The sequence below is a fragment of the Microbacterium trichothecenolyticum genome (genome assembly GCF_041938625.1).
GTDB lineage: Bacteria > Actinomycetota > Actinomycetes > Actinomycetales > Microbacteriaceae > Microbacterium > Microbacterium trichothecenolyticum_D.
In genome coordinates this window covers 806,431-831,706 of the sequence record NZ_CP169427.1, presented here as the reverse complement: position 1 = coordinate 831,706, position 25,276 = coordinate 806,431, and the positions used below count along the sequence as shown (strand labels likewise).

Genomic DNA, 25,276 nt, shown 5'->3' with positions numbered 1-25,276 from the left:
GACTCGCGAGCAGATGTGTCAGTCGCGGCATGGCCGACAGGCCGGGACGGCTAACGTGGAGGCCATGGCACGCGCGCGGGACGAAGCATCCGTCCCCTCCGTCCGCCTCTCGGACGGCACGCTCGCCCGCGTGATGCGCTCCCCGTACGGGGGCGGGTGGGAGCTCGACGTCGACGGCACGCCGCAGTCGCACGTCGACCTCGACGATCCGACGCACCTGCACTTCGAGTACGTCGCGCGCATGGGCGCCGTGATCGACCGGCTGCGGATGCCGGGCCAGCCGCTGACCGCGATCCACCTCGGCGCCGGTGCCCTCACCATCCCGCGCTACATCGAGCAGACGCGGCCGGGCTCGCGCCAGCAGGTCGTCGAGCTCGAGCCGGCGCTGTGGGACGTCGTGCGCGAGAACCTTCCGCTGCCCCGCGGCGCCTCGATCCGGGTGCGCATCGGCGACGCGCGCGAAACGCTCGCGCGCCTGCCCGCGGGGCTGGTCGGCGCCGCGGACCTCGTCGTCTCGGACGTGTACTCCGGCGCGCAGACACCGGCCCACCTCACCACGGTCGAGTTCTTCACCGAGGCCGCGCGCTTCCTCGCTCCCGACGGCGTGCTGCTGGTCAACGTCGCCGACGGCGCGGGGCTCGCGTTCGCCCGCCGTGAGGTCGCGACGGTGCGGGCCGTGCTCGAGCACGTGATCGTCCTCGCCGAGGTGCAGACGCTCAAGGGCCGCCGCTTCGGCAACCTCGTGATCGCCGCTTCCCGCGCACCGCTTCCGACCGAGTGGCTCCCCCGCCTCATGGCCGCAGGCCCCCACCCCGCGAAGGTCGCCGAAGGCCGTGAGCTGGACGAGTTCGTGCGCAGCGCGCGAGTGGCGACGGACGCCGACGCGACGCCGTCGCCGAAGCCCTCGGCATCCGTCTTCACCCGCTGACCGGTTCACGGATGCTGCGACCCGGCGTGGCACGACCGCGTCCGGCGAGGCGGCAAGGCACACTGGAACAGGCCACCGGGCGCGGCGAAGGGAGTCAGACGTGAGCTACATCAGCGGGTACGATCCCGACACTCTCCGCGAAAAGGTGAACGCGAGCCAGTGCAAGGAGCGGCTGGAGGAGATCGGCGACCAGCGGAGCCTTCCGGCGCTGCTCGAGCGGGTGTGGCTGCTGAAGGTCCTGGACCGCGCCGACGAGGCGCTCGTGATCTCGGAGCAGTCGGTGCGGGTCGCACGCATGGCCGGCACCCGCAAAGACCTCCTGCGGGCGCGCATCCTCCACGCCACGGTGCTGCAGGCGCGCGGCGCGTACAGTGCCGCCGAGCAGGAGCTCACCACGTGCGCCCAGGAGGCCGACGGTCAGGGCTGGGCGGGCATCGGCGCCTTCGCTTACCAGCACCGCGGCAAGGTCAATTACGACGCCGGCGACTTCGAGTCCGCCCGCAAGGACTTCAAGCGCGCGCTGTTCCTGCGCCAGGAGTCCGGCGCCACCGAAGACCAGCTCGAGTCGACCCTCCTCGCCATCGACGCCGCCGACCGGCGCCGGGCCGCAGCATCCGTCGCCAGCTGAGGTGGGCACCGTAAGCCGGAGTGTCGGAGATACGTTCTAGTCTCGCGCACATGTCGGATCTGCATCGCGTGCGGCACTGGGCCGAGGCCCTCATCGCCCTCCACCTCGACGACTCATGGAGCTTCGCGTTCGACAACGCGAAGCGGCGGGCCGGGCTCTGCGACTACACGCACAAGCGCATCAGCGTGTCGCGCTACCTCGCCGCGCGGTACGACGACGACACCAACCACCAGACGCTGCTGCACGAGGTCGCGCACGCCCTCGCCGGGCCGCGCGCCGGCCACGGCGCCCGGTGGAAGGCGGTGGCGCGCGAGCTCGGCTACGTCGGCGGCGCCACGCACAACGGCGAGACCGCGACCGAACTCGCCCCGTGGATCGGCGTCTGCCCCGCGGGCCACGTCGCCTACCGCCATCGCAAGGCGACACGGCCGACCTCGTGCGCGAAGTGCGCCCCGCACTTCGACGAGCGCCACGCGTTCACCTGGACCCGCCGCGAGATCACCCGCGCGACGCGCCTGGCCGCGATGACCCCGCGCGACTGACCCGCGTCAGCACGCGACGAACGTCCCGTCGCGCAGGACCGGGACGACGGATGCCGCATCCACCGCGGCCGCGTTCAGCACCTCGTCGCGGGCGTCGCGGTCGAGGAGCTCCTGCCCCGAGCCGCTGGCGGTCAGAAGGTGGCGCACGGCGCCACGCAGGCCACGGAATGCCTCGCACGCTGCCGCCGCCTCGGGCGAGGTGTGATCGACGCCGAGGTCGCCCAGCGCATCGACGATCGCGCCCGCGCCGAGCTGGTCCTCGACCGCGAACCGCAGCGGCGACCCCGGCTCGCGTCCGGCGAGCTCGCCCGCCGCGATCACGGCGATGCTCGTGCGCGCGGCGCGCTCGTGCTGGATGTCGAGCGCGGCCCGGGCCAGCGCCGCCGCGTTGCGGAGACATCCGAGCAGCACCACGGCGCCGGACTGCGCCGCTGCCTCGGCCAGCGCCGCGCCGTTGATCGACACCGCGTGCGCGTCCGCGTCGAGGGCCACCGTCTCACCCCGGGCGACAGCATCCGTCACCGTCGTGGAGAGAACCGCAGCACGTCGACGATCACGACGACGTCCGCGGGCGCGAGACGCCGGAGTCCCTCGATTCCCCAGTCGTGACGGACCTGGTACCGGTGCTGGTCGAAGGGGCTCTCGGGCATCCGTCCAGCGTAGGCGGCAGCATCCGGGGTCCGCCCCGCGTTCACATCGCGTGCTCTCACCGAAACCACGCGATCCGCACCTGAACAACGGGTGCGCTCGGTGACAGCACACGATACGAACGCACGGGCATGCGAGAGGGCCGGGCGGAACTGGTTCCGCCCGGCCTCTGAACCCGCGTGGGTCAGCCGATGCTGCGGCGGCGGCGCACCGCGAACACACCGAGCACGACCGCCGCGGCCGCGGCGAGCGCGAGCACGACGAGCGCGGTCGTGGTGATGCCGGTCGCGGCGAGTTCCTCGGCCGACGGGCTGCCCGCGGCCTCCCCCGCCGGATCGCCCGACTCCGCCGAGCCGGCTGCCGGGTCGACGAACACGGTGTTCCAGCCGACCATCTCGCCCCCGGCGGTGTAAGCCGCGACGCGGTGCACGCCCGCCGCGAGCGTCATGGGCGTCGTGACGGTGATCGCGCCGTCCACGACGGTGCCCGAGCCGAGCGCCGTCGGGGCCGAGAAGGCGAACGCGGTGATCGCGGTGCCTTCGTACCCTTCCGGCAGCTCGATCGTGATCGTGTCGCCGGGGGCGAACGTCTCGGGCGTGATGGTGATGCGGCCCTCGAGATCGGGCATCGACTCGGGGTCGGCGGGCGTCCAGCCCGCGTCCTCGGCAATCACGACGACCGCCCTGTACGGCTTGCCGTCGCGGGTGCCGATCGACTGGACGAACGACAGCTCGTGCGTGCCCGATCCGGCGACGGCCTCGTCGAGCGCGATCGACCAGCGCCCGTCGGAGCCGACCTCGGCCGAGCCGCGGTCCTCGCCCGCGACCTCGACGCGGACGGTGGCGCCGACGTGGCCGATGCCCTCGAACGCGGCGATCTCAGCATCCGCCGGCTGCACCTGGCTCAGGTCGGTCCCGAGCGCGAACGAGCCGCCGTCGCCGTCGATGTCGACGCGGTTGTAGAGGAACTCGCCGGTGTCGAGCGCCTGCTCGACGATGCGCGTCTCGCCCACGCAGCCATGCCAGCCGTGGTCGGGCTCCGTGTACCAGGTCGACGTGCCGATCAGCCACGGCATGTAATCCTCGGCGACCATGCCGGCGACGTTCGACGCGTTGCGCAGCACAGGGACGCCGTCGACGTACATGATGGCGGTGTTCCTCGCGGGGTCGTTGACGATCGCGACGTGGTGCCACGCACCCGGCATGATCTCACCCGACCACAGCGTGTAGGAGTTCGAGCTCGCCGTGTCGGCCGCCGAGAACTGGTACTCGCGCAGGTTCGAGATGCCCAGCCAGGAGACGCCGGCCCCCGGGTCGGAGCCGTCGTTGATCCCGGCCCACTCACGGGCGCCGCCGCGGGTGAGTGCGGCACTCCAGCGGTTGTCGGTCTCGGTCCAGTCGGCGTCGAGCTGCAGGAACGTCTCGATCGTGTAGCCCGCGTCCGAGTTCAGGTCGGCGAAGGTCGCCGGCGCGCCGTACTCGGTCGTCAGGAACGAGAGCCGGTCCGGACCGCCGGCCGCGTCGCGGTAGACGTTCGTGAAGCACGAGGCGCCCGCGTCGGCCGAGTAGAACGCCGCGTTCTCGTGGGTGACGATGAGGTCCTCGAGTTCCTCGGGGGCGTCGGTCTCGTCGATCGGGTTGCGGTGCATCGGGCTCCCGCCGGCGATGTCGGGCACAACGGTGTTCTCGTCGATCACGCCCTCCGGGACTTCACCGAAGCGCCAGTGCGCCACGGTTCCCTCGGCCTCGATGTAATCGGCCGGACTGCCGGCACGTTCGAGCGCGGCGCCCGCGTCGTCGCCGTCCCATCCCTCGGACACGATCGCCTTCGCCCGCTCCGACAGGTCGACGCCGGTCTCGTCGGCGGCGTCGACCGTCCAGCCGAAGCGCGCCCCGAAGTCCAGCGGCAGACTGAACGACTGCCACGGCCCGTCGAGCACGGGGGTGTCCGACGACGTCAGCGACTCCTCGTGCTTGACCGTGACCCACGGCGAGACCGTCTCGATGTCGATCGCGTTGTTCGACAGGTCGAACTCGAACAGCGACATGATGCCGTTGCCGCCGCCGTCGGCGGCCATCTGGTAGTCGGTCAGCACCGGTGCACGGGGTTGCCGGCGTCGTTCAGGCGCGTCTGCGAGGTCGCTCCGTGGAAGTGGCCGTTGAGCGTCAGGATGATCTGGTCGTTGCGACGGATCAACTTCTCCCACAGTTCCTCGCCCCACCACCAGCTGGCTGGCGACACCTGGTCCTCGGCGATGTTGATGATCGCATGCGACGACAGGATTACCGGCACCCCGGGGTGTGCGTCGAGGATGCCCTGAGCCCACGTGAACGTGTCGTCCGACGCGTTCCACGCCAACGCCAGCGACATCCACGTGTGGCCCTCGGCTTCGAACAGGTAGGCGCTCGACAAGCCGTCCTGGAACGTGCCGATCAGCGCAGGCCCTGCCTGCGCGGCGAGGTCGACCGCGCCGAAGCGGGCGAGGTAGTTGCCCGAGCTGGCCACCGACGAGCGGGCCCCGGAGTTCTTCACATCGTGGTTGCCCGGGACGACCGAGTACGGCATGCCGCCGTCCGTGAGGAGGCGCATCGCCTCCTCGGCGGCATCCCATTCGGTGGTGACCCACTCCTGATCGACGACGTCGCCGACGTGCACCGTGAAGGGCATGTCGAGCTCGTCCTGGTGATCGACGATCCACTTCGCCTGCACCTCGAACGGGTTGGTGCCGTAGCTCGGCACGAACTGCGAGGCGCTGTAGCGCGAGTAGAACTGGGTGTCGGGCAGCACCGGCAGCACGAAGCTCGACCGGTCGCCGGCGTGCGCCTCGGCCGCGGCGGCCACGCTCGTGACGGACGACGGGATGCTGCGAGCCGACGCCTGCGGTGCGGCCACCGCAGCGCCGCCCGTCGTGACGATGAGGCCCGCCGCGACGGCGAGCGCTGCGGTGGTAAGCACGCCGCGGGCGCGGCGCGTTGCGGGGGAAGGCATCGGGGTTCCTTGCGAGTGGGGTTCGGGCGGGGTTGTGGCGGTGCGCATCATCAGCTCGCGGGCACCGCGCCGGGTCCGTAGACCTCGACCTCTGACAGGGACATCCAGGTGGGCGGTCGACTTGTTGCCGATCGCGACGCGCACGCCGGTGGCGAGCACGGTCTCGCTGTCGACCTCGAGGGTGAGCTCCGCTGTGGCGTTCACCGCAGGCCATGTCATGCCCTCGGCCGGGAGGTCGCGCCAGCCGCCGGTGAGCGTGCGGTACTGCACGGTCACCGAGCCGACGTTCTTCGTGCCGTTGATGTCGTACACTGCGGCGCCGGTGATCTGACGCGGGGTGTCGAAGTAGAACGACACGGTGTTGGGGTTGACGCGGTTCGCCGCGCCGCCGCTGCGCCAGTCCGCGAAGCCGACCGCGTCGCGCACGCCGTCGGTCAGGGCGAAGCGGGTGTCGTCCTTATGCGTGTAGGTGTAGTGGACGCCCGCTTCACGGAGGATGTTGACCTGCTCGACAGCGACCACGGTCACCACAAGCTGCGCGGCGAAGCCGGTCGCCGCGGTCGCGGGCACCGTGAAGGTGCCCTCCTGCGCCATCGAGGCGTCGGTCACGGCGGACCAGTCCCACGTGACGGGCGCGGTGACGGTCGCATCGGAGCCCGAGATAGTGCGGTCTACCTTGTTCGGGGCGAGCATGCGCAGCTGCGCCACGGTCATGCCCACGTGCGCCGAGACCGGAACGTCGCGCGCAACGCCGAGCGAGCCGACGAGGTACTCCGCGGTCACCGGAACGGCCTCGCCGAAGTACCCGGTCGCGGTGCCGTCGACACGCACGGTACCCTCGGCCTGCCACACACCGGCACCGGGGTCGGTCCACGCGATCGACGAGAGAGTGTGGCTAAGCCCCCAGCTGTACGAGGCCACGAGCGAGGACGGCAGGGCCGGCGCCACGCCGAGGTCCGTGCGGCCGGTGTGGGTGGCGACGGTCGCGTCGAGCGAGCGCAGGTACCACTTCTGCACCGCGGCGCTGCCGGCGTCATACGTCTGGATCTCGGCGCCGTCGGCGGTGGCCCAGTTGTACATGTCGAGCGCGGCAGTGGCGCCGTTCGTGTACGGACGCACGTTGTGCAGGTACACCGCACCGCCGCCGGCGTCGACCGCGCGCCACTGGGCGCCCGGGTCGGCCGCGGCCTCGGCGACCGTCAGGTCCGTGATCTCCAGGTAGCGCCCCCACGGGTCGTCGTTCGGCTTGCGCGCGAGCACGTCGCCATCGGCGTTCGCGAACACGTACGTGTCCGCGGCACCGGTCACGGGATACGCCAGCACGGCCTGCGCGCGCAGGGACGCGGCATCCGTCGCCTTCGAGAAGATCGCAGCAGCGGCGGGCAAGGGCGCGTCGGAGGGGCCGGTCGGCTGCGCGTCGTCGGCGCCGATCTCGAGCACCTTGCCGGCTGCGTGCACGTTCTCGATGAGATACGGCACTGGTTCGCCGAGCGTCGCGGTCGCCTCGGCGGGGGCGGATGCGAAGGAGGGCGCGGCGATCGCCAGTGTGAGTGCGACGGCTCCGCCGATCGCGGTGATATGCCGGAGTGTCCGGCGGGAGTGGGGCCTCATTCCCGGGGTCCTTTCACGGCCGCGCTCGGGGCTGGCGCAGGCCGCGAACGAACGTACCGACGCACCGTCCGGTATCGGGGAGGATCGGGTAAACGTTCACCGACGCCGAGGTGAATGTCGAGCGCTCTTCGGTTTTCTTCCATGCCTGCGCCGGCACCCCGGCACCTGCATAGATCGTGCGTTCTCGCCGGCGACGCATGTTGTGCGCGCGTGGACCGTGCGATCTCGGCGAGATCGCACGATGTCGACGCCCGACGCAAGCCCGGGTCGGACGTGAGGAGCGAGTGCGACACTGGACCGCATGCGAATTCTGCTGAAGTTCGTGATCGACTGCGACGCCGACGCTGCATGGCGGGCGGTGCATTCGCCCCGCGCCGTGGCCGAGCTCTACGGCCCGCTGCTGGACCTCGCCCCGCTCGTGCCGAGCGGGCTGCCGACCTCGTGGACCCCGGGCGACGACGTGCCCGTGCAGCTGTCCGCGTTCGGCGCGGTGCCGATGGGGCGGCAGCTCATCCACGTCAGCGAGCGCTCGGTCGACGAGCCCGGTGGCAGCGTCCGGATCTTCCGCGACAGCGGAATCCCGCTCACGGGCCCGCTCGCCAGCCTCGACGTGTGGGACCACCAGATGGCGGTCTCACCCGCACCCGGCGAGCCCGGCAAGACGCTATGGCGCGACCGGCTCGTCATCGGCGGCCCGACGGCTCCCCTTCTCTGGCCGGTGCTGTGGGGCATGTGGCAGTGGCGCGCCGCGCGCGTGAAGGCGCTGGCCCCGACCTGGGCCCACGACCCCGAGCGCGTCGACGAGGAGTGACACGGATGCTGCGGGCCGCAGCATCCGTGATCCCTCACGCCTGCGGGATCACCGTCAGAACGCGAGCCGTGTACTCGAGGAACTTCGCCATGAAGGTGCGCAGGAACTTCTCGGTCTCGGCGTCGGTCACGCGTCCGTCGTCGTCGATCAGGCCCGGCGTGATCTGGATATATGCCTCGGGTGAGGTCATCTGCCGTGCGTTGAGGTAGCTCAACGTGCTGCGGAGCGTCTGCTGGCCGACCGCTGTGCCGATCTTGCCCGGCGACCCTCCGATGACGCCCGTCGGCTTGTCCTCCCAGGCGCTGTCGCCGTAAGGCCGGCTCCCCCAGTCGATCGCGTTCTTGAGCGGTCCGGGGATGGACCGGTTGTACTCGGGAGTGACGAACAGCACGGCGTCCGCCGACTCCACGGCCGCCTTGAAGTCGCGTGCGACCTGCGGATAGTCCGCGTCGAGGTCGCGGTTGTACAACGGAAGGTCGGCATAGGAGATCTCGAAGAAGTCGAGTTCCTTGGGCGCCAGGCGCTGAAGCGCCTCGGCGAGGCGCCGGTTGACGGATTCACGGGAGAGGCTGCCGACGATCACGCCGACGCGGTACGGAGGTTCGTGCTCGACGATCTCGATCTGCATGCCGCCAGCCTGCACCCCCGACCGCCGGCCGGGCACCCCCTTGCGCATCGGGCGCCGGGGGGTATCAGGCCTGCGCGGCGACCCTCTTCCAGAGCGGGGAAAGTCGCTGCATTGTGGAGCCGTAGACCCTGGGGGTGTGACATGGCGGACGGAGTCGACTTCGCGGAACCCGCCGACGAGCCGCGCACGCACGTGACGCTGCGCCTCATCGCGCAGGATCCGACGGTGAGCGGGGACGACGCGAGGATCCTCACCGCCAACGTGAAGGTGCCGTGGTCGCGCATGGAGGACGGGCCGCGCGGCGCGCGGCTGCACGTGGTCGACTACGACACCGCGACCGGCCGGTACGTCAAGCACGAGCCGCTGGGCAAGGACGACCTCTTCGCGGAGGCCGGCGACGACGTCCTGCGCACCGACTGGGCCTTCCACGCGCAGCACGTGTACGCCACCGCGGCGCGCACGCTCGCCACGTTCGAGACGGCGCTCGGCCGACGACTGCCGTGGGGCTTCCGCAGCCACCAGCTGTTCCTCGTGCCGCACGCGTTCGCCGAGGCGAACGCCTACTACTCGATCGAGGATCGAGCGCTGCTGTTCGGCTACGTGCCGCCCGCCGACCCGTCCGGCGACACGATCTACACATGCCTGAGCCACGATGTGGTCGTGCACGAGACGACGCACGCCGTGCTCGACGGGCTGCGCGGGCGTTTCCTCGAGCCGAGCCTGCCCGACCAGGCCGCGTTCCACGAGGGATTCGCCGACATCGTCGCGCTGCTGTCGGTGTTCTCGATGCGCCCCGTCATCGAGCAGGCGCTCGGCAAGCCCGACAAGAGCGGGCGCATCCCCCGCAGCCACGTGGAGCCCGCGGCGCTGCGCAGGAGCATGCTCGCCCGCGTCGCCGAGCAGATCGGAAGCGTGCTGACGCAGGGCCGCGGCGCGCTGCGGGAGTCGGCGCTGAACCCGCCGCCCGCCGATTGGGCGAAGCGGACCGACTTCCTCGAACCGCACCGCCGCGGCGAAGTGCTGGTGGCGATCGCCTTCGACCTGCTCATCGAGATCTGGGACAGGCGGCTGCAGGCGCTGTTCTCCCGGCCGAACGGGGAGGCGAGGACCGGCAAGGGGGTCACCGTCGACCGCGCGCGGGCCGCCGAGGAGGGCGCGAAGGCGGCATCGCAGCTGCTCACGATGCTGATCCGCGGCCTCGACTACCTGCCGCCCGTGGAGTTCGACTTCGGCGACCTGCTCAACGCGGTGCTGCTCGCCGACCACGAGGTCGTGCCCGACGACGACCTCGGCTACCGGAGGCTTCTGGTCGACGGGTTCGCCAAGGCCGGCATCAAGCTCCCGTCCGGTCGCGTGACCGACGTGCTCGAGTCCGAGCTGCCGCCCCGCTACCTCGGGATCAACTTCGCAGGGCTCCGCAGCGATCGCGACGAGGTGTCGCGGTTCCTGTGGCAGAACGCCCGCCGTCTCGACGTGTCGACCGATTACTACACCGTGATCGAGTCGGTGCTGCCGACGCAGCGGATCGGCCCCGACGGGCTGATCGTGCCGGAGTCGGTCGGTGGCCACGTATGTGCAGATGGCCGACATGACGGCCCGCGAGTTCACCGACGAGTCGGGGCTCCAGCTCTCCTCCGTGATCGATCCGCGGACGCCCGTGCAGCTGTTCGGCGGCGGCACGCTGATCTTCGACCAGTTCGGCCGGCTCAAGCTGCACATCCACAAGCGTCTCGACGACTGGCGGCGGCAGCAGCTGCGGCTCGACCACCTCGCCCGCACCGGCCGCATCGACGCGAAGCGACGCCTCGGCTTCTCGGACGGCGCCGCCCGCGGGCAGACGTTCGCCGAGCTGCACCGCACCGAACAGAACTCCGGGGAGACATGGTGAGCACTCCGATCCGCGTCCGCGTCCGCATGTACCAGGTCGGCTTCGGTGACTGCTTCCTCGTGTCGGTCGAATACGACGAGCCCCTTCCCGACGGCCGCGCCGAGCGGCACATCCTCATCGATTACGGCACCAGTCGCTCGCCGCGCGAAGGCATGGCGCGGGGTCGCATGGGCGACGTCGCCGCTCTCATCCAGAAGCACACCCAGGGCGAGCTCGACGTGCTCGTCGTCACCCACCGGCACCGCGACCATCTGCGCGGGTTCGAGGTCGATGCCGGAGCGACGATCATGAGGAAGCTCGCCCCGAAGCTCGTGCTGCGGTCGTGGACCGAGGATCCGCGGCTGTCGGCGACCGCGAACGGCCCGGACGGCGCGGGCCTGGATGCCGCCGAGCCGCCCGAGGGCCTCAGCCGCGCCTCCGTGCGGTACGCGGCGCTGCTCGCACAGGCCCAGGAGCACGTCGCGAAGCTGACGCAGCTCGTGGGCCTCGACGACGAGGTCAAGGCCGCCGCCGAGGACCAGCTCAAGAACGCCGAGGCGGTGGCTCTCCTGGACGAGCTCTCCGCGGGCGATCGGGGCCGCTACCTGCATGCCGGGGTGGATTCAGGCATCGACGGCATGGTTCCGGGGATGCGCGCGACGGTGCTCGGCCCACCCACGGTCGACCAGGACCCGCGCGTCGCGAAGCAGCGCGAGGACGACCCGGAGTACTGGCTCGCCGCACTCGGCGCCTCGCTGCGTGTGGTCGGCTCGGCCGCCGACGGGGGCGCCGGCGGCCCCGCGCCGATCTCGCACGGACCCGGCCCCGTCCGCTGGCTCATCGAGCGCCTCGCCAACCAGCGGTCGCACTCGGCCGCGCGGCTCGTGCGCGACCTCGACGACGCCCTCAACAACACCAGCGTCATCCTTCTGCTCGAGGTCGACGGCCTGTCCATGCTGTTCCCGGGCGACGCGCAGATCGAGAACTGGCGGCGCACCCTGGAGCAGATGCAGGAGGACCCGCAGCTTCGCGACCGGCTCGCCCGCATCGACCTCTACAAGGTCGGGCACCACGGCAGCCGCAACGCCACGCCCCGCTCGCTGCACGCGCTGTGGAAGCAACGCCAGGCCGACGGCCGCCGGCTCGCCGCCGTCCTGTCGACCCGTCGGGACGTCCACGGCAAGGGCGACGGCGCGGTCCCCCAGCAGAACCTCGTCACCGCCCTGCGTGAGGTCGCCGACCTCTATTCGACCGACGATCTGACCGACGGCGAGGCGTGGATCGAACTCGAGGCCGACGCCGCGCGCGGCCCCTTCCGTCAGGTCCCGTTCGTTCCTCCCGGTCGTTGAGCAGCCCACGAGTCGAAACGGATGCTGCGGCGCGAAGCCCTGCACCGCAGCATCCGTCCGCCCCCCGGCGTCTTGCCTGCTCACCTGTCACGAAGTGCTGACCAGGCCAGCACTTCGTGACAGGTGAGCAGCGCTCTTGCTAGTCCGCGAGTGCCTCCACCGGCGCCACCCGCGTGGCGAGCCGCGTCGGAACGACCGCGGCGACGAGGGTGAGCACCGCCGTCGCGACCACGATGATCGCCACCGGCAGCCACGGCACGGCGGGGGCGACGAGGGTCGGAGCCGAGAACGACGGCGGCATCGGCACCGCGCCGAGGAGCGACTGCGCGCCGGCCCATCCGTAGGCGATGCCGAGCACGAGCCCGGTGACGGTCGCGGTGATCGTGATGTGCGCGGCCTCGAGCAGCACCATCCGTCGCACCTGCCCGGTCGAGACGCCGAGTGCGCGGAGCAGCCCGAGCTCGCGGCGGCGCTGCACCACACCGATCGTAAGCAGGTTCACGAGCCCGACCGCGGCGATGACGGCCGACACCGCGACGAGGCCCATCATGATCCCGGCGAACGTATCCAGCAGCGTGGTCATCTCCTGCGGGGCCTCACCGCCCGCCGACGTCGTCAGCACGACCTTCACCGTCTCGAGCGCGACGGCGAACATCGTCACGAGCGTCACACCCATCACGACGCCGATCGCCATGCGGCTCGAGCGCTCGGGGTACCGCAGCGCGTTCTCCGACGCCAGCCGCGCCGTCGCCGACGACCCGAAGAGCGTGCCGACGAGCCGCAGCACCGGCGGCATCACGAGCGTCGCGCCGAGCGCGAGCCCGGTGAACGAGAAGATCCCGCCGAAGAAGGCGACGATCACGCCGAGCGGCGACACGAGCCCGATCGCGATGCCTCCCGCCAGCAGCGCCCCGCCGATCGCGAACAGCGTGATCGCGGTCCCGTTGCGCGCTCCCTTGCGGGTGAACGCATCATGGGATGCCTCGACCGAGCCGCCGAGCGCCTCCAGCGGCGTCACGGTCAGCACACGTCGCGAGCCCGCCCACGCCGCCGCCCACGTCGTGAGCGCGACCACGACGGCCGGGATCACCAGCACCGGCTGCACGACGGCGTACACCACGTCGTCGATGCCGAACGCGACCCCCGCCAGGACGACGCCCGCCCACGAGACGAGGGTGCCGCCGACGAGCCCGAGCACGGCGCCGATGACGCCGACGACGAGCCCCTGGCGCGCGACCTCGGAGCGCTGCGAGCGCGCAGACGCCCCGATCAGCCGCAGCAGCGCGATCCGCCGCGTCCGCCCGGCGATCACCGTCGCGAACGTGTTCGCGGTGACGATCGCCGCGACGTACACGGCGACACCGATCAGCAGCACGCTCATGATCGCGAGCACCACCGCGAGCGTGCCGCTCTCGCCGATGAACGGGTCGGCGCGCAGCACCGCGGCGATGAACCCTGTCGCACTCAGCAGGATCACCCCGAATGCGCTCGAGATCGCCGCGACCAGGATGCTCGCCCCCATTCCCCGTTCGCGCAGCCACGCGAGCGGGGCGGAGGCGCTTCGCGGGACGGATGCTGCCGGCCGACGCATCGATCCCGCGTCGGCGATCGCGGTCATGACGCCACCGCCGCGGCACCGGTGCCGAGCTCCGAGGCGAGCATGTACGCCGAGATCTCCCCGGCGCTCTGGCGGGGCTTGTCTGCCACGATGCGCCCGTCGCCGAGGAACAGCACGCGGTCGGCGTGGGACGCGGCGACCGGGTCGTGCGTGACCATGGCGATCGACTGCCCGTGCTCGCGGGTGGCGGCGGCGAGGAGCGCGAGGACCTCGCGCCCGGAGCGCGAGTCGAGGTTGCCGGTGGGCTCGTCGGCGAACACGAGGTCGGGCGACGTGGCGAGCGCGCGGGCGATCGCGACGCGCTGCTGCTGGCCGCCCGACAGCTGGTGCGGCCGGTGGTTCAGGCGCGACGTGAGGCCGAGCCGCTCGACGAGGCCGTCGATGCGCGCCCGCTCGAGCGTCGTGGGACGGCGTCCGTCGAGATCGAACGGGAGCAGGATGTTGCCGAGGGCGTCGAGGGTCGGCACGAGGTTGAACGCCTGGAACACGAACCCGACGCGGCGGCGCCGCAGGATCGTGAGTTCGAGGTCGCTGAGGCCGGTGACGTCGGTGTCGCCGATCCACGCCCGACCCGACGACGGCGCGTCGAGCCCCGCCATGATGTGCATGAGCGTCGACTTGCCGGAGCCCGACGGGCCCATGATCGCCGTGAACTCGCCGCGGCGGATGCCGACGGTCACGCCGTCGAGGGCATGCACCGTGCTCTCGCCGGTTCCGTAGGTCTTGGTGAGCTGCTGCACCCGGGCGGCCAGGCCCAGGTCGGTCGATGAGAGTTCCATGCCAACGACGTTATGGACGGCCCGCCGTCGCGCGCGTCGCCCGTTCGACGCATCCGTCGTACACCTCGAGGATGATCTCTTCCCCGCGCTCTGAATCGGTTCACTTGCGCTGTTCGTACGCGAATCGCGGGTGCGCGCGTACATATAGCGCAAGTGAACGGGGCGAGACGACGGAACGGCGGAACGGAGGACGACGAGGACGAGCTAGGCGAGGCCGTGCTCGAAGGCGAAGACGACGAGCTGCACGCGGTCGCGCAGGCCGAGCTTCGTGAGGATGCGGCTGATGTGCGTCTTCACCGTGGCCTCGGAGAGGAACTCCCGCGCCGCGATCTCGGCGTTCGACAAGCCGCGCGCAGCGAGGGCGAAGATCTCCCGCTCGCGCTCGGTGAGCTCGGCATAGGCGGGCGGGACCGGTCGGGGCGCGGCATCCGCGAATCTCTCGAACAGCTCTCGAGTGGCGGATGCTGCGATCACGGCCGACCCCGCATGCACGGTGCGGATCGCCGCGAGGAGGAACTCGGGGTCGGCGTCCTTGAGGAGGAACCCGCTCGCGCCCTGGCGGATCGCGCGGGCGGCCGCCTCGTCGAGGTCGAACGTCGTGAGCATCACGATGCGCGGCGGATCGGGGTCGGTGAGCAGCTCCGCGGTGGCGGCGAGGCCGTCCATGACGGGCATGCGGATGTCCATGAGCACCACGTCGGGCCGGGACTGACGCACGGCGTCGACTGCCTCCCGGCCGTCGGCGGCCTCGGCGACGACCTCGAGGTCGGGTTGCGAGTCGACGAGCATCCGGATGCCGGCGCGGAACAGCGCCTGGTCGTCGACCAGCGCGACGCGGATCACTCCTGTCCTCCGAGAGGGATGGTGGCGCGCACCGTGAAGGCGCCGGCTTCGTCTGCCGCATCGAGCCGGCCGCCTGCGAGCTGGGCACGCTCGCGCATGCCGATGATGCCGTGGCCCGACCGGCCCGGCTGCGAACCCGGCACGATGGGGTTGCGCACGTCGAGCTCGACGCGGTCGGGGAGCCACGAAAGGCGAACGTCGACCGAGCCTGCCGGAGCGCCGTGCCGGAGGGCGTTGGTGAGCGCCTCCTGCAGGATGCGGTAGACCGCGAGCTGAACCGCAGCGGGCGGCTCGCCCGGGGGCGCGGGATCGACGTCGACGCGCAGCTGAACCCCGGCGGTGCGCACCTGCGCGTACAGCTCCTCGAGGTCGGCGATCGTGGGCTGCGGCCCGTCGCCCTGCCGGTGCCGCAGCTGCCCGAGCAGCAGCCGCACGTCGGCGAGGGCCGAGCGGGCGGTGGTCGAGATCGTCGCGAGCGCGTCTGTCGCGATCGCGGGGTCGGCGGTGGCGGCGTAGCGCGCGCCGTCGGCCTGGGCGATCACGACCGCGAGGGAGTGGGCGACGACGTCGTGCATGTCGCGTGCGATGCGCACGCGCTCCTGCTCGGCGGCCGTCTCGGCCTCGGCCCTCTGCTGCGCCTCGCGGTTCTCGCGCGCCCGCACCGCGGTGCGCACGAGGGCGCCGATCGTCCACGACAGTCCCAGCGCGAACGCGCCCGCGACGAGCACGACGAGCGCGAGCGGCAGCGTCTGCCACGACAGCCCGCCGCCGGCGAACACCGGTCCTGCGAACAGGTAGACGGTGATCACGAGCGCTCCGACGAGCGCCGAGGCGAAGCCGGCCCAGTAGACGAGCCGGGACCCGTAGGCGGCGGTCGTGTAGAGGATGCCGAAGATCGCCACGTCCGAGAAGCTGGGCGGGCGCCCGAGTCCCATCTGCACGAGAGCACCGACCCACGCGATGCCCAGGGCGAGCGGCGGTGACAGGCGGCGCAGCGCGAGCGCGCCACTGAACAACGCGGCGATGAGCAGGCCGAACAGCGCGTGCCCGACCGAGCCGAGCCCGTATTCGAGGCCGTACGCGCCGCTGGCCAGCACCGTCTCGATCGGCCATGCGATCACGAAGAAGACGGCCGCCACGATCAGGTCGACCACGAGCTGGGAGGTCTTCAGTCGGCGGAACACCGTCTCACGCTACGCGAGGGCCCGGGGCCGCAGCATCCGTCCCGCGCGGTATCTGTGCCAGGCGGGGTCCGTCGAGCGATGTACGGCAACGGATGCTGCGGCATCCGCGCCCTCGATTCATAAGGTCTGCCCAGCCGACCATTGCGCCGCACGGGGCGAGGCTTTACTGTCGCGTCACAGGCCGAAACCGACGGGAAATGTCGGATGGCCAGGATCGGGAAAAGGGGCTGCTCCATCGATCGGACCCCGCCCGACCCGCCCGAGGGACGGACGAACACGGCACCAGCCGGTTCATGAACGGAGAGACGATGACGACGGTATGCGCGGCGATTTCGCAGACCACCTGGACGGGCGACAAGGAGTCGATGCTCGACAAGCACGAGGGGTTCGCGCGCGATGCCGCGGCCCAGGGTGCGCAGGTGGTGTGCTTCCAGGAGCTGTTCTACGGCCCCTACTTCGGGATCACGCAGGACAAGAAGTACTACCGCTTCGCGGAGTCGTCGGAGGGGCCGATCGTGCAGCGCTTCGCCGCGCTCGCGAAGGAGCTCGGGATCGTCACGGTGCTGCCGATCTATGAAGAGGCCGAGACCGGGGTGTACTACAACACCGCCGTGCTCGTCGACGCGGACGGCACCATCCTCGGCAAGTACCGCAAGCACCACCTCCCCCACCTCGACCGGTTCTGGGAGAAGTTCTACTTCCGCCCGGGCAACCTCGGCTACCCCGTGTTCGACACCGCGGTCGGCCGCATCGGCATGTACATCTGCTACGACCGCCACTTCCCCGAGGGATGGCGCGAGCTCGGACTCAACGATGCGCACATCGTGTTCAACCCGAACGCGACGAAGCCCGGCCTGTCGAACCGGCTGTGGGAGGTGGAAGGGCCGGCCGCCGCCGTCGCGAACGGGTACTTCGTGCTCCAGCCGAACCGCGTGGGTCGTGAGGACAACGAGTACGGCGATCTCGCCGTCGACTTCTACGGCACGAGCCAGGTCATCGATCCGCGGGGCAACTTCGTCGGCGAACGCGGCTCGGGCACGCACGAAGAGCTGCTGGTGCGCGACCTCGATCTCGAGATGGTGCGCGAGATGCGCGACGACTGGCAGTTCTATCGCGATCGCCGGCCCGACTCCTACACGAAGATCGCGAAGCCGTGACGAACGGGGACTGACATGGCGACCACACTCATCAAGGGCGGCACCGTCGTCTCGGCCACCGGACGCGGCGAAGCGGACGTGCTCATCGACGGCGAGACCATCGCGGCCGTGCTCGCGCCCGGCTCGCAGCTTCTCGGGACGGATGTCGCGGCATCCGTCGACACCGTCATCGACGCCACCGGCAAGTACGTGATCCCGGGCGGCATCGACGCGCACACGCACATGGAGCTGCCGTTCGGCGGCACGAACGCCTCCGACACGTTCGAGACCGGGACGCGCGCGGCGGCCTGGGGCGGCACGACGTCGATCATCGACTTCGCCGTGCAGCGCTACGGCGAGCGCGTGCAGGACGGCCTCGCCGCGTGGCACGAGAAAGCGGCAGGCAACTGCGCGATCGACTACGGCTTCCACCAGATCGTCGGCGGCGTCGACGACGAGTCGCTCGCCGCGATGCGGGGGCTCGTCGACGAGGGCGTCTCGAGCTTCAAGCTCTTCATGGCCTACCCAGGGGTCTTCTACTCCGACGACGCGCAGGTGCTGAAGGCCATGCAGGTCTCGCAGGAGACGGGTCTGCTCACCATGATGCACGCCGAGAACGGCCCGGCGATCGACGTGCTGGCGGCGCAGCTGGCGGATGCCGGCAAGAAGGCGCCGTACTACCACGGCATCGCCCGCGCGTGGCAGATGGAGGAGGAGGCCACGCACCGCGCGATCATGCTGGCGAACCTCACTGGCGCCCCGCTGTACGTCGTGCACGTGAGCGCGAAGCAGGCGGTGGATCAGCTCGCCTGGGCGCGCGATCAGGGCTGGAACGTGTTCGGCGAGACGTGCCCGCAGTACCTGTATCTGTCGCTCGAGGAGCAGCTCGGTGCGTTCAGCGAGGAGTGGGGCCAGTTCGAGGGCGCGAAGTGGGTGTGCTCGACGCCGCTGCGCAGCAACAAGGAGGGCCACCAGCACCACATGTGGCAGGCGCTGCGCACGAACGACATCCAGATGGTGTCGACTGACCACTGCCCGTTCTGCATGAAGGGACAGAAGGACCTCGGCCTCGCGGACTTCCGCGCGATCCCGAACGGGATCGGCTCGGTCGAGCACCGCATGGACCTGATGTACCAGGGTGTCGTGACCGGCAAGATCACGCTCGAGCGATGGGTCGAGCTCACCTCGACCACCCCGGCGCGCATGTTCGGCCTGTACGGACGCAAGGGTGTGATCCAGCCCGGCGCCGACGGCGACGTCGTGGTCTACGACCCGAACGGCCACACGTCGATCGGCATCGGCGATGGCCGCACGCACCACATGAACATGGACCACTCCGCGTGGGAGGGCTACGAGATCGACGGGCACGTCGACACCGTCATCTCGCGCGGCAAGGTCGTGGTCGACGGCGGCCATTACCTCGGCGCCAAGGGCGACGGCCGGTTCCTCAAGCGCGGCCTGTCGCAGTACCTGATCTGAGGAGCAGCAGCCCATGGACTTCGGTGTCGTCCTCCAGACCAATCCGCCTGCGTCACGCACGGTGCAGCTCGCCAAGCTCGCCGAGGCGCACGGCTTCAGCCACGTGTGGACGTTCGACTCGCACCTGCTCTGGCAGGAGCCGTACGTCATCCACTCGGCGATCCTCGCCGAGACCAAGCGCATCACCGTGGGGCCGTTCGTGACGAACCCCGCGACGAGGGACTGGACGGTGACGGCATCCGTCTTCGCCACCCTCAACGAGATGTACGGCAACCGCACGATCTGCGGCATCGGCCGCGGCGACTCGGCCGTGCGCGTCACCAACGGCAGACCCACGACGATGGCCGAGCTGCGCGAGTCGATCCACGTGATCCGCGAGCTCGCCAACTCGCGGCCGGTCGAGTACAAGGGCGCGACCCTGCAGTTCCCGTGGAGCCGCGGCTCCGAGCTCGACGTGTGGGTCGCCGCGTACGGACCGATGGCACTCAAGCTCACCGGCGAAGTCGGCGACGGCTTCATCCTGCAGCTCGCGGACGTCGACATCGCCGCCTGGATGATCAAGTCGGTGAAGGATGCCGCGGCCGCCGCCGGCCGCGACCCCGAGTCGCTGGCCTTCTGCGTGGCGGCGCCGATGTACATCGGCGACGACTGGGAGCACATGCGGGACCAGTGCCGGTGGTTCGGCGGCATGGTCGGCAACCACGTCGCCGACATCGTGGCGAAGTACGGCCACCACGGCGAAGGCGTGCCCGAGGCGCTCACCGACTACATCGAGCGACGCCAGGGCTACGACTACAACACCCATGGCAAGGCCGACAACGACCACGTCGACTTCGTGCCCGACGACATCGTGGACCGCTTCTGCATCCTCGGAACGGCCGACGAGCACATCGCGAAGCTCGAGCAGCTGCGCGAGCTCGGAGTGACCCAGTTCGCAGGCTACCTGCAGCACGACAACAAGGAGGAGACGCTCCGCGTCTACGGCGAGACGGTGATCCCGGCACTTTCGGCCCACGTGACGGCGAAGAAGTGACGGCGGCCGCATGAGGCCCATCGGCTGGTCGGCCCGGCGACAGGGCGAGCTGCGGGGATGGATCGCAGCCGGCTGGGGCGCTCTCGGAGTGCTCGCCGTACTCGTGCTGTGGGAGCTGTACAAGTTCGCGGGACCGAGCGAAGGCTTCATCGTCGGCGCGGTGCCAGGAGAGTCCGGCTCGGGCGTCATGCTCCTCCCCCGCACGCACGACCGCGCCATGCCGCACGTCTGGGATATGGTCACGCGGTTGTTCGCGCCGACCAGCGGCGGCGACACCCCGCCCCTCTGGGTCTCGGTGGCCGGCGCCGCGCTGGTGACTCTGGGCATCGCGGCCGTCGGCTGGCTGATCGGCGTCGCGGTGGGCGCCGTGCTGGGCCTCGTGATGCAGCGCTGGCGTCTGCTGGAGTGGGGTCTTCTCCCCTGGATCGTGGTGAGCCAGATCGTGCCGCTCATCGCCTTCGCCCCCGTCGTCAACGCCATCGGCAACCAGATCGACCGCGGCGGCGGCACCTGGCCGCAATGGCTCTCGGTCGCCGTCATCGCGTCGTATCTCGCGTTCTTCCCGGTCGCCGTCGGTGTGCTGCGCGGCCTCGCGTCGCCGGACCGCATCCACCTCGACCTCATGAACAGCTACGCCGCCGGCTACTGGGCGACACTTTTCCGCCTCCGCCTGCCCGCAGCGGTGCCGCACCTCCTTCCCGCGCTCCGGCTCGCGGCCGCGAACGCGGTGCTCGGCGCCGTCGTCGCCGAGGTCTCGATCGGCATGCGCGGGGGCATCGGCCGCATGCTCATCCAGCTCGCGGGTCAGGCCTCCTCCGACCCCGCCGCCCCGTGGGGTCCGACGTTCGGCTCCATCGCGCTGGGCCTCATCGCTGCCGGCTCGGTCGCCCTCATCGGCCTCGGGCTCGCCAACTACCGCAGAGGAGAAGCGACCGTATGACGGACCTCGCAGTCCACGCCGCCGGCGTCGGCAAGGTGTTCCCGACGAAGACCGGGGAGGTCGTCGCGCTGACCGGTGTCGAACTCGAGGTCGCGGCCGGGGAGTTCGTGTCGCTCATCGGCCCGTCGGGCTGCGGCAAGTCGACCCTGCTGCGTCTCATCGCGGACCTCGACCAGGCGACGAGCGGAACCCTCGAGATCTTCGGCAAGCCGGCCAAGCGCGCCCGCATCGACCAGGACTACGGCATCGCCTTCCAGCAGGCGGGACTCCTCCCCTGGCGCAGCGTGGGCGCCAACATCGGCCTGCCGCTGGAGCTGCACGGCACCGGCAAGGCGGCCCGCGCCGCGCGCGTCGCCGAGCTCGCCGAACTCGTGGGCCTCTCGGACTTCGTCGATCGCTATCCCGATCAGCTCTCCGGCGGCATGCAGCAGCGCGTCGCGATCGCGCGCGCGCTCGCCGCGCGTCCGAAGCTCCTCCTCATGGACGAGCCTTTCGGCGCGCTCGACGAGATGACGCGCGAGCGCCTGCAGTCCGAGCTGACCCGCATCGCCGCAGAGACCTCGGCCGCCGTCGTCTTCGTGACCCACTCGATCCCCGAGGCGGTCTTCCTCTCCGACCGCGTCGTCGTGATGAGCCCGCGCCCCGGCCGCATCACAGACGTCATCGAGACGAGCCTCGGCGACGTGCGCGACGAGGCCCTGCGCGAATCCCCCGAGTTCTTCGACCGCGTCACCGCGGTCCGCGAGGCACTCCACGGCGCCCCCGTGACGAGGGCGAGCGAATCATGACGGATGCCGCGACCACGATGCTGCCCGCCACCACGACGCCGTCGGGCAAGGCGCCACGCCCGATGCCGGCCGAGCGCGAGCTTCCGGGCTGGCTGAAGTGGGTCGCGCCGATCATCGTGGGGATCCTCATCCTCGCCGTGTGGATCTTCTGGGTCGACGTGCTCGGCACTGCACCTCGCATGCTGCCGAGCCCGATCGCGATCGCCGAGGAGTTCGTGCGGCGGTTCCCGATCATCCTCGACGACATGAGGATCACCGCGACGAACGCGCTGATCGGCCTGGTCGTCGGCTCGCTCCTCGCACTCCTGTTCGCGGGGCTCGCCGCCGCCGCCAAGCCGATCGACGGCATGCTCGCTCCGCTGGTGTCGGCGCTCGCGGTCATCCCCATCGTCGCGATCACGCCGATCCTCAACACGATGTTCGGCGCCTCCAGCCAGTTCGGGCGCCAGGCCGTGGCCACGATCGCCGCCTTCATCCCGGTGTTCGTCAACGTCCTGCGGGGCCTCCGGCAGACCCGCCCGGTGCACCGCGACCTGCTGCGCGCGTCCGCGGCGTCCGGGTGGCAGACCTTCCGCGTGCTCACCCTGCCCACGGCGCTTCCGTACCTCATGACGGGCCTGCGGATCGCGAGCTCGCTCGCGGTGATCGCCGCCCTGGTGGCCGAGTACTTCGGCGGCCCTGCCGACGGCATCGGCACCGCGATCGCCACCTACGCGAAGTCCGGCCGCGCCGCGCTGGCGTGGGCGTATGTGCTCGGCGGCATCATCATCGGCCTCGTGTTCTTCCTCGTCACCTCACTCCTGGAGCGGCTGGCGACGAGGCGGTCGTCGGCCTGAACCGACGGTCGACAAGCTCAACCACCGAGGGAAAGACAACGCTCCACACGAAAGGAACGCAATGAGACACAGCATCAGACGCGGCTGGGCCGCGGCATCCGTCCTCACCGTGGCGGCAATCGCGCTCGCCGCCTGTTCCGGGTCCGGAGACTCCGGCGACGACGGCGGAGGCGGGAGCGAGGACTTCGAGCCGCTCACGTCGATCACGCTGCAGCTGCAGTGGCTGCCGCAGGCGCAGTTCGCGGGGTACTACGTCGCGCAGGAGAAGGGCTACTTCGAGGAGGAGGGCTTCGACGAGGTCGAGATCGTCCCGTCGGGCGGCGACATCGTGCCGCAGGACGCCCTCGTCGCGGGCGACGTCGACTTCGCGATCGCGTGGGTTCCGAAGGTGCTCGGAACGCTCGAGGCCACCGGCGTCGAACTCACCGACATCGCACAGGTGTTCCAGAAGTCGGGCACACTGCAGGTCTCGTGGGCCGGCGACGGGATCACCGAGGTCGCGGACTTCGAGGGCAAGCGGATCGGCTCGTGGGGCTTCGGCAACGAGTGGGAGATCTTCGCGGCGATGGCCGCGGAAGACCTCGACTCGACCACCGTCTCGATCACGACGCAGGACTTCTCGATGAACGCGCTCCTCGACAGGGACGTCGACGCCGCCCAGGCGATGACGTACAACGAGTGGGCGCAGATCCTCGAGGTCGTCAACCCGGCGACGGGCGAGCTGTACCAGCCCGAGGACTTCGACGTCATCTCATACGAAGACACCGAAGGCGCCATGCTGCAGGATGCCATCTGGGCCGACACGCAGCGCCTGGAGGACGATCCCGCGTACGCGGACGCCGCGGTGCGGTTCCTCAAGGCCGTGACCAAGGGCTGGATCTTCGCACGCGACAATCCCGAGGAGGCGGCGTCGATCGTCTACGACATCGCCTCCAACGCCGAGGCGGCGTTCCCGGTCGGCCCGGTGCACCAGCAGTGGCAGATGAACGAGGTCAACAAGCTGATCTGGACCGGCGCCGACTTCGGCCTGGTCGATCAGGCGGCCTGGGACAAGACGGTCGCGGGTGCGCTGTCGGCCAAGAACCAGGACGACCTCGAGCTCATCACGACCGACCCGCCGGCTTCGGCGTACTCCAACGAGTACATCGAGAAGGCGCTGGCCGAGCTGAAGGACGAGGGGGTCGAAGTCGCCGGCGAGTACACGCCGATCGACGTCACCCTCACCGAGGGCGGCCAGTAGGCACCATCACCAGCGGGGGTGTCACGCGAAGGCGTGGCGCCCCCGCACCTCGACGAGGAGGATGAAGCGATGACCGAAGATCTCGACGCCCTCGCGACGCAGCTCGACCGCGCGTACGTGTTCCACTCGTGGTCCGCGCAGGCGGGCCTGGACCTCCCGGTGATCGCCGGCGGCTCGGGCACCGTCGTGTGGGACCACGCCGGCAACCGCATGCTCGACTTCTCGAGCCAGCTGGTCAACGTGAACATCGGGCACCAGCATCCTGCCGTCGTCGCCGCCATCCGCGAGCAGGCCGGGCGTCTCGCGACCATCGGCCCCGCCACGGCGAATCTCCACCGCGGCCAGGCGGCGCAGAAGATCCTCGACAAGGCGCCCGACGGATTCGCCAAGGTGTTCTTCACCAACGGCGGCGCCGACGCGATCGAGAACGCGATCCGCATGGCCCGCCTTCACACCGGCCGCGACACCGTGCTCTCGACGTATCGCTCGTACCACGGCAACACCGGGGCGGCGATCGTGGCGACGGGTGACTGGCGACGGATGCCGAACCAGTACGCCCGCGGACACGTGCACTTCTTCGGTCCCTTCCTCTATCGCACCGAGTTCTGGGCGACGACCCCCGAGGAGGAGTCGGAGCGGGCGCTGCACCACCTGGAGCGCGTCATCCAGTCCGAGGGGCCGTCCACGATCGCGGCCCTGTTGCTGGAGTCGATCCCCGGCACCGCCGGCATCATGCTGCCGCCGCCGGGCTACCTCGCCGGAGTTCGCGCGCTCGCCGACAAGTACGGCATCGTCCTGATCCTCGACGAGGTCATGGCGGGCTTCGGCCGCACCGGCCGCTGGTTCGCGTTCCAGGGCTACGACGTGGTGCCCGACCTCATCACCTTCGCCAAGGGCGTGAACTCGGGCTACGTGCCGGTGGGCGGCGTCATCATCTCGCCGGAGATCGCGGCCACGTTCGACGATCGCGTCTTCCCCGGCGGACTCACGTATTCAGGGCACCCGCTGGCCGCAGCATCCATCATCGCCGCCATCGATGCGATGGAGTCGGAGGGCATCGTCGACAACGCGCGCCGCGTGGGCGAGGAGACGATCGGGCCCGGATTGGCCGAGCTGGCCGAGAAGCACCCGCTCATCGGCGAGGTGCGGGGCGAGGGCGTGTTCTGGGCGCTCGACCTCGTGACCGACCGCGAAACGCGTGAGCCGGTCGGCGCCGACGTGATCGGCCGCCTCAAGAAGGAGCTCACCTCGCGGGGCCTGCTGCCCTTCGCCGCGGAGAACCGCATCCACGTCGTGCCGCCCTGCGTCGTCACCGCCGGGGAGGTGCAGGAGGCGATCTCGATTTACGATGAAGCTCTGACGAAGGTCGAAGGCGACCTCGCGTGACACGTGCACGCCCT

22 protein-coding genes are annotated in these 25,276 nt (G+C 70.5%); 13 read left to right on the top strand and 9 right to left on the bottom strand.

Annotated features, from left to right (window positions below):
• Positions 1–64: 64 nt before the first annotated feature.
• The 3 genes from ACEYYH_RS03815 (at position 65) to ACEYYH_RS03805 (ending at position 2,098) form a co-directional block, all read left to right on the top strand.
• Positions 65–928 (top strand): spermidine synthase, encoded by an 864-nt coding sequence (locus ACEYYH_RS03815; RefSeq protein WP_374976965.1) that lies wholly within the window; start codon positions 65–67, stop codon positions 926–928.
• Positions 929–1,028: 100 nt separating this feature from the next.
• Entirely contained in the window at positions 1,029–1,556 is a 528-nt protein-coding gene (locus tag ACEYYH_RS03810; protein WP_374976964.1) for a hypothetical protein, read from the top strand.
• 50 nt (positions 1,557–1,606) lie between these two features.
• On the top strand, positions 1,607–2,098 hold the full coding sequence (locus ACEYYH_RS03805; protein WP_374976963.1) for a SprT-like domain-containing protein: 492 nt from the start codon (positions 1,607–1,609) through the stop codon (positions 2,096–2,098).
• A gap of 6 nt (positions 2,099–2,104) precedes the next feature.
• Here the strand turns inward: ACEYYH_RS03805 and ACEYYH_RS03800 are convergent, their stop codons facing one another.
• The 4 genes from ACEYYH_RS03800 to ACEYYH_RS03785 all read right to left on the bottom strand — a co-directional run bounded on the left by ACEYYH_RS03800 (position 2,105) and on the right by ACEYYH_RS03785 (position 7,345).
• Entirely contained in the window at positions 2,105–2,620 is a 516-nt protein-coding gene (locus ACEYYH_RS03800; protein ID WP_374976962.1) for a 2-phosphosulfolactate phosphatase, read from the bottom strand.
• Entirely contained in the window at positions 2,617–2,748 is a 132-nt protein-coding gene (locus tag ACEYYH_RS03795; protein ID WP_374976961.1) for a hypothetical protein, read from the bottom strand. The genes ACEYYH_RS03800 and ACEYYH_RS03795 overlap by 4 nt, the downstream gene beginning before the upstream one ends.
• Before the next feature lie 182 nt (positions 2,749–2,930).
• Positions 2,931–4,841, bottom strand: a complete 1,911-nt coding sequence (locus tag ACEYYH_RS03790; protein ID WP_374976960.1) for a LamG-like jellyroll fold domain-containing protein — start codon at positions 4,839–4,841, stop codon at positions 2,931–2,933.
• Complete coding sequence (locus ACEYYH_RS03785) at positions 4,835–7,345, bottom strand: metallophosphoesterase (RefSeq protein ID WP_374976959.1); 2,511 nt, start codon at positions 7,343–7,345, stop codon at positions 4,835–4,837. The genes ACEYYH_RS03790 and ACEYYH_RS03785 overlap by 7 nt, the downstream gene beginning before the upstream one ends.
• A 301-nt stretch (positions 7,346–7,646) precedes the next feature.
• On the opposite strand from ACEYYH_RS03785, the gene ACEYYH_RS03780 reads away from it, so the two are divergent.
• Complete coding sequence (locus ACEYYH_RS03780; protein ID WP_374976958.1) at positions 7,647–8,156, top strand: hypothetical protein; 510 nt, start codon at positions 7,647–7,649, stop codon at positions 8,154–8,156.
• A gap of 34 nt (positions 8,157–8,190) precedes the next feature.
• Here the strand turns inward: ACEYYH_RS03780 and ACEYYH_RS03775 are convergent, their stop codons facing one another.
• Positions 8,191–8,784, bottom strand: coding sequence for an NADPH-dependent FMN reductase (locus tag ACEYYH_RS03775; RefSeq protein ID WP_374976957.1), 594 nt, complete (start codon positions 8,782–8,784; stop codon positions 8,191–8,193).
• 141 nt (positions 8,785–8,925) lie between these two features.
• On the opposite strand from ACEYYH_RS03775, the gene ACEYYH_RS03770 reads away from it, so the two are divergent.
• A complete protein-coding gene (locus ACEYYH_RS03770; protein WP_374976956.1) occupies positions 8,926–12,000 on the top strand; it encodes a hypothetical protein in 3,075 nt (1,024 codons plus the stop codon).
• A gap of 139 nt (positions 12,001–12,139) precedes the next feature.
• On the opposite strand, the gene ACEYYH_RS03765 is transcribed toward ACEYYH_RS03770, so the two are convergent.
• The 4 genes from ACEYYH_RS03765 to ACEYYH_RS03750 form a co-directional block, all read right to left on the bottom strand.
• Positions 12,140–13,591, bottom strand: coding sequence for an FtsX-like permease family protein (locus ACEYYH_RS03765; RefSeq protein ID WP_374978153.1), 1,452 nt, complete (start codon positions 13,589–13,591; stop codon positions 12,140–12,142).
• Positions 13,592–13,614: 23 nt separating this feature from the next.
• Positions 13,615–14,397, bottom strand: a complete 783-nt coding sequence (locus ACEYYH_RS03760; RefSeq protein ID WP_374976955.1) for an ABC transporter ATP-binding protein — start codon at positions 14,395–14,397, stop codon at positions 13,615–13,617.
• 204 nt (positions 14,398–14,601) lie between these two features.
• Positions 14,602–15,240 carry a response regulator gene (locus tag ACEYYH_RS03755; protein WP_374976954.1) on the bottom strand — a complete coding sequence of 213 codons (639 nt, stop codon included), beginning with the start codon at positions 15,238–15,240 and terminating at the stop codon, positions 14,602–14,604.
• The gene (locus ACEYYH_RS03750; protein ID WP_374976953.1) at positions 15,237–16,424 is read right to left on the bottom strand and encodes a sensor histidine kinase; all 1,188 of its coding nucleotides are present in this window, start codon (positions 16,422–16,424) and stop codon (positions 15,237–15,239) included. Before ACEYYH_RS03750 ends, ACEYYH_RS03755 begins: the two co-directional genes overlap by 4 nt.
• A 308-nt stretch (positions 16,425–16,732) precedes the next feature.
• Here ACEYYH_RS03750 and ACEYYH_RS03745 point away from each other — a divergent pair, with 308 nt between their 5' ends.
• From ACEYYH_RS03745 to ACEYYH_RS03710, 8 genes are all read left to right on the top strand, one after another.
• Complete coding sequence (locus ACEYYH_RS03745; RefSeq protein WP_374976952.1) at positions 16,733–17,581, top strand: nitrilase-related carbon-nitrogen hydrolase; 849 nt, start codon at positions 16,733–16,735, stop codon at positions 17,579–17,581.
• Between the two features lie 15 nt (positions 17,582–17,596).
• Positions 17,597–19,039 carry a dihydropyrimidinase gene (gene hydA / locus ACEYYH_RS03740; RefSeq protein WP_374976951.1) on the top strand — a complete coding sequence of 481 codons (1,443 nt, stop codon included), beginning with the start codon at positions 17,597–17,599 and terminating at the stop codon, positions 19,037–19,039.
• Positions 19,040–19,052: 13 nt separating this feature from the next.
• Complete coding sequence (locus tag ACEYYH_RS03735; RefSeq protein WP_374976950.1) at positions 19,053–20,072, top strand: TIGR03842 family LLM class F420-dependent oxidoreductase; 1,020 nt, start codon at positions 19,053–19,055, stop codon at positions 20,070–20,072.
• 10 nt (positions 20,073–20,082) lie between these two features.
• A complete protein-coding gene (locus ACEYYH_RS03730; RefSeq protein WP_374976949.1) occupies positions 20,083–21,012 on the top strand; it encodes an ABC transporter permease in 930 nt (309 codons plus the stop codon).
• A complete protein-coding gene (locus ACEYYH_RS03725; RefSeq protein ID WP_374976948.1) occupies positions 21,009–21,800 on the top strand; it encodes an ABC transporter ATP-binding protein in 792 nt (263 codons plus the stop codon). Before ACEYYH_RS03730 ends, ACEYYH_RS03725 begins: the two co-directional genes overlap by 4 nt.
• Positions 21,797–22,636, top strand: coding sequence for an ABC transporter permease (locus ACEYYH_RS03720; RefSeq protein WP_374976947.1), 840 nt, complete (start codon positions 21,797–21,799; stop codon positions 22,634–22,636). The genes ACEYYH_RS03725 and ACEYYH_RS03720 overlap by 4 nt, the downstream gene beginning before the upstream one ends.
• Positions 22,637–22,697: 61 nt before the next feature.
• Positions 22,698–23,876, top strand: a complete 1,179-nt coding sequence (locus ACEYYH_RS03715; RefSeq protein ID WP_374976946.1) for an ABC transporter substrate-binding protein — start codon at positions 22,698–22,700, stop codon at positions 23,874–23,876.
• A 69-nt stretch (positions 23,877–23,945) separates the two neighbouring features.
• Positions 23,946–25,262, top strand: coding sequence for an aspartate aminotransferase family protein (locus tag ACEYYH_RS03710; protein WP_374976945.1), 1,317 nt, complete (start codon positions 23,946–23,948; stop codon positions 25,260–25,262).
• The last annotated feature ends 14 nt before the right edge of the window (positions 25,263–25,276 follow it).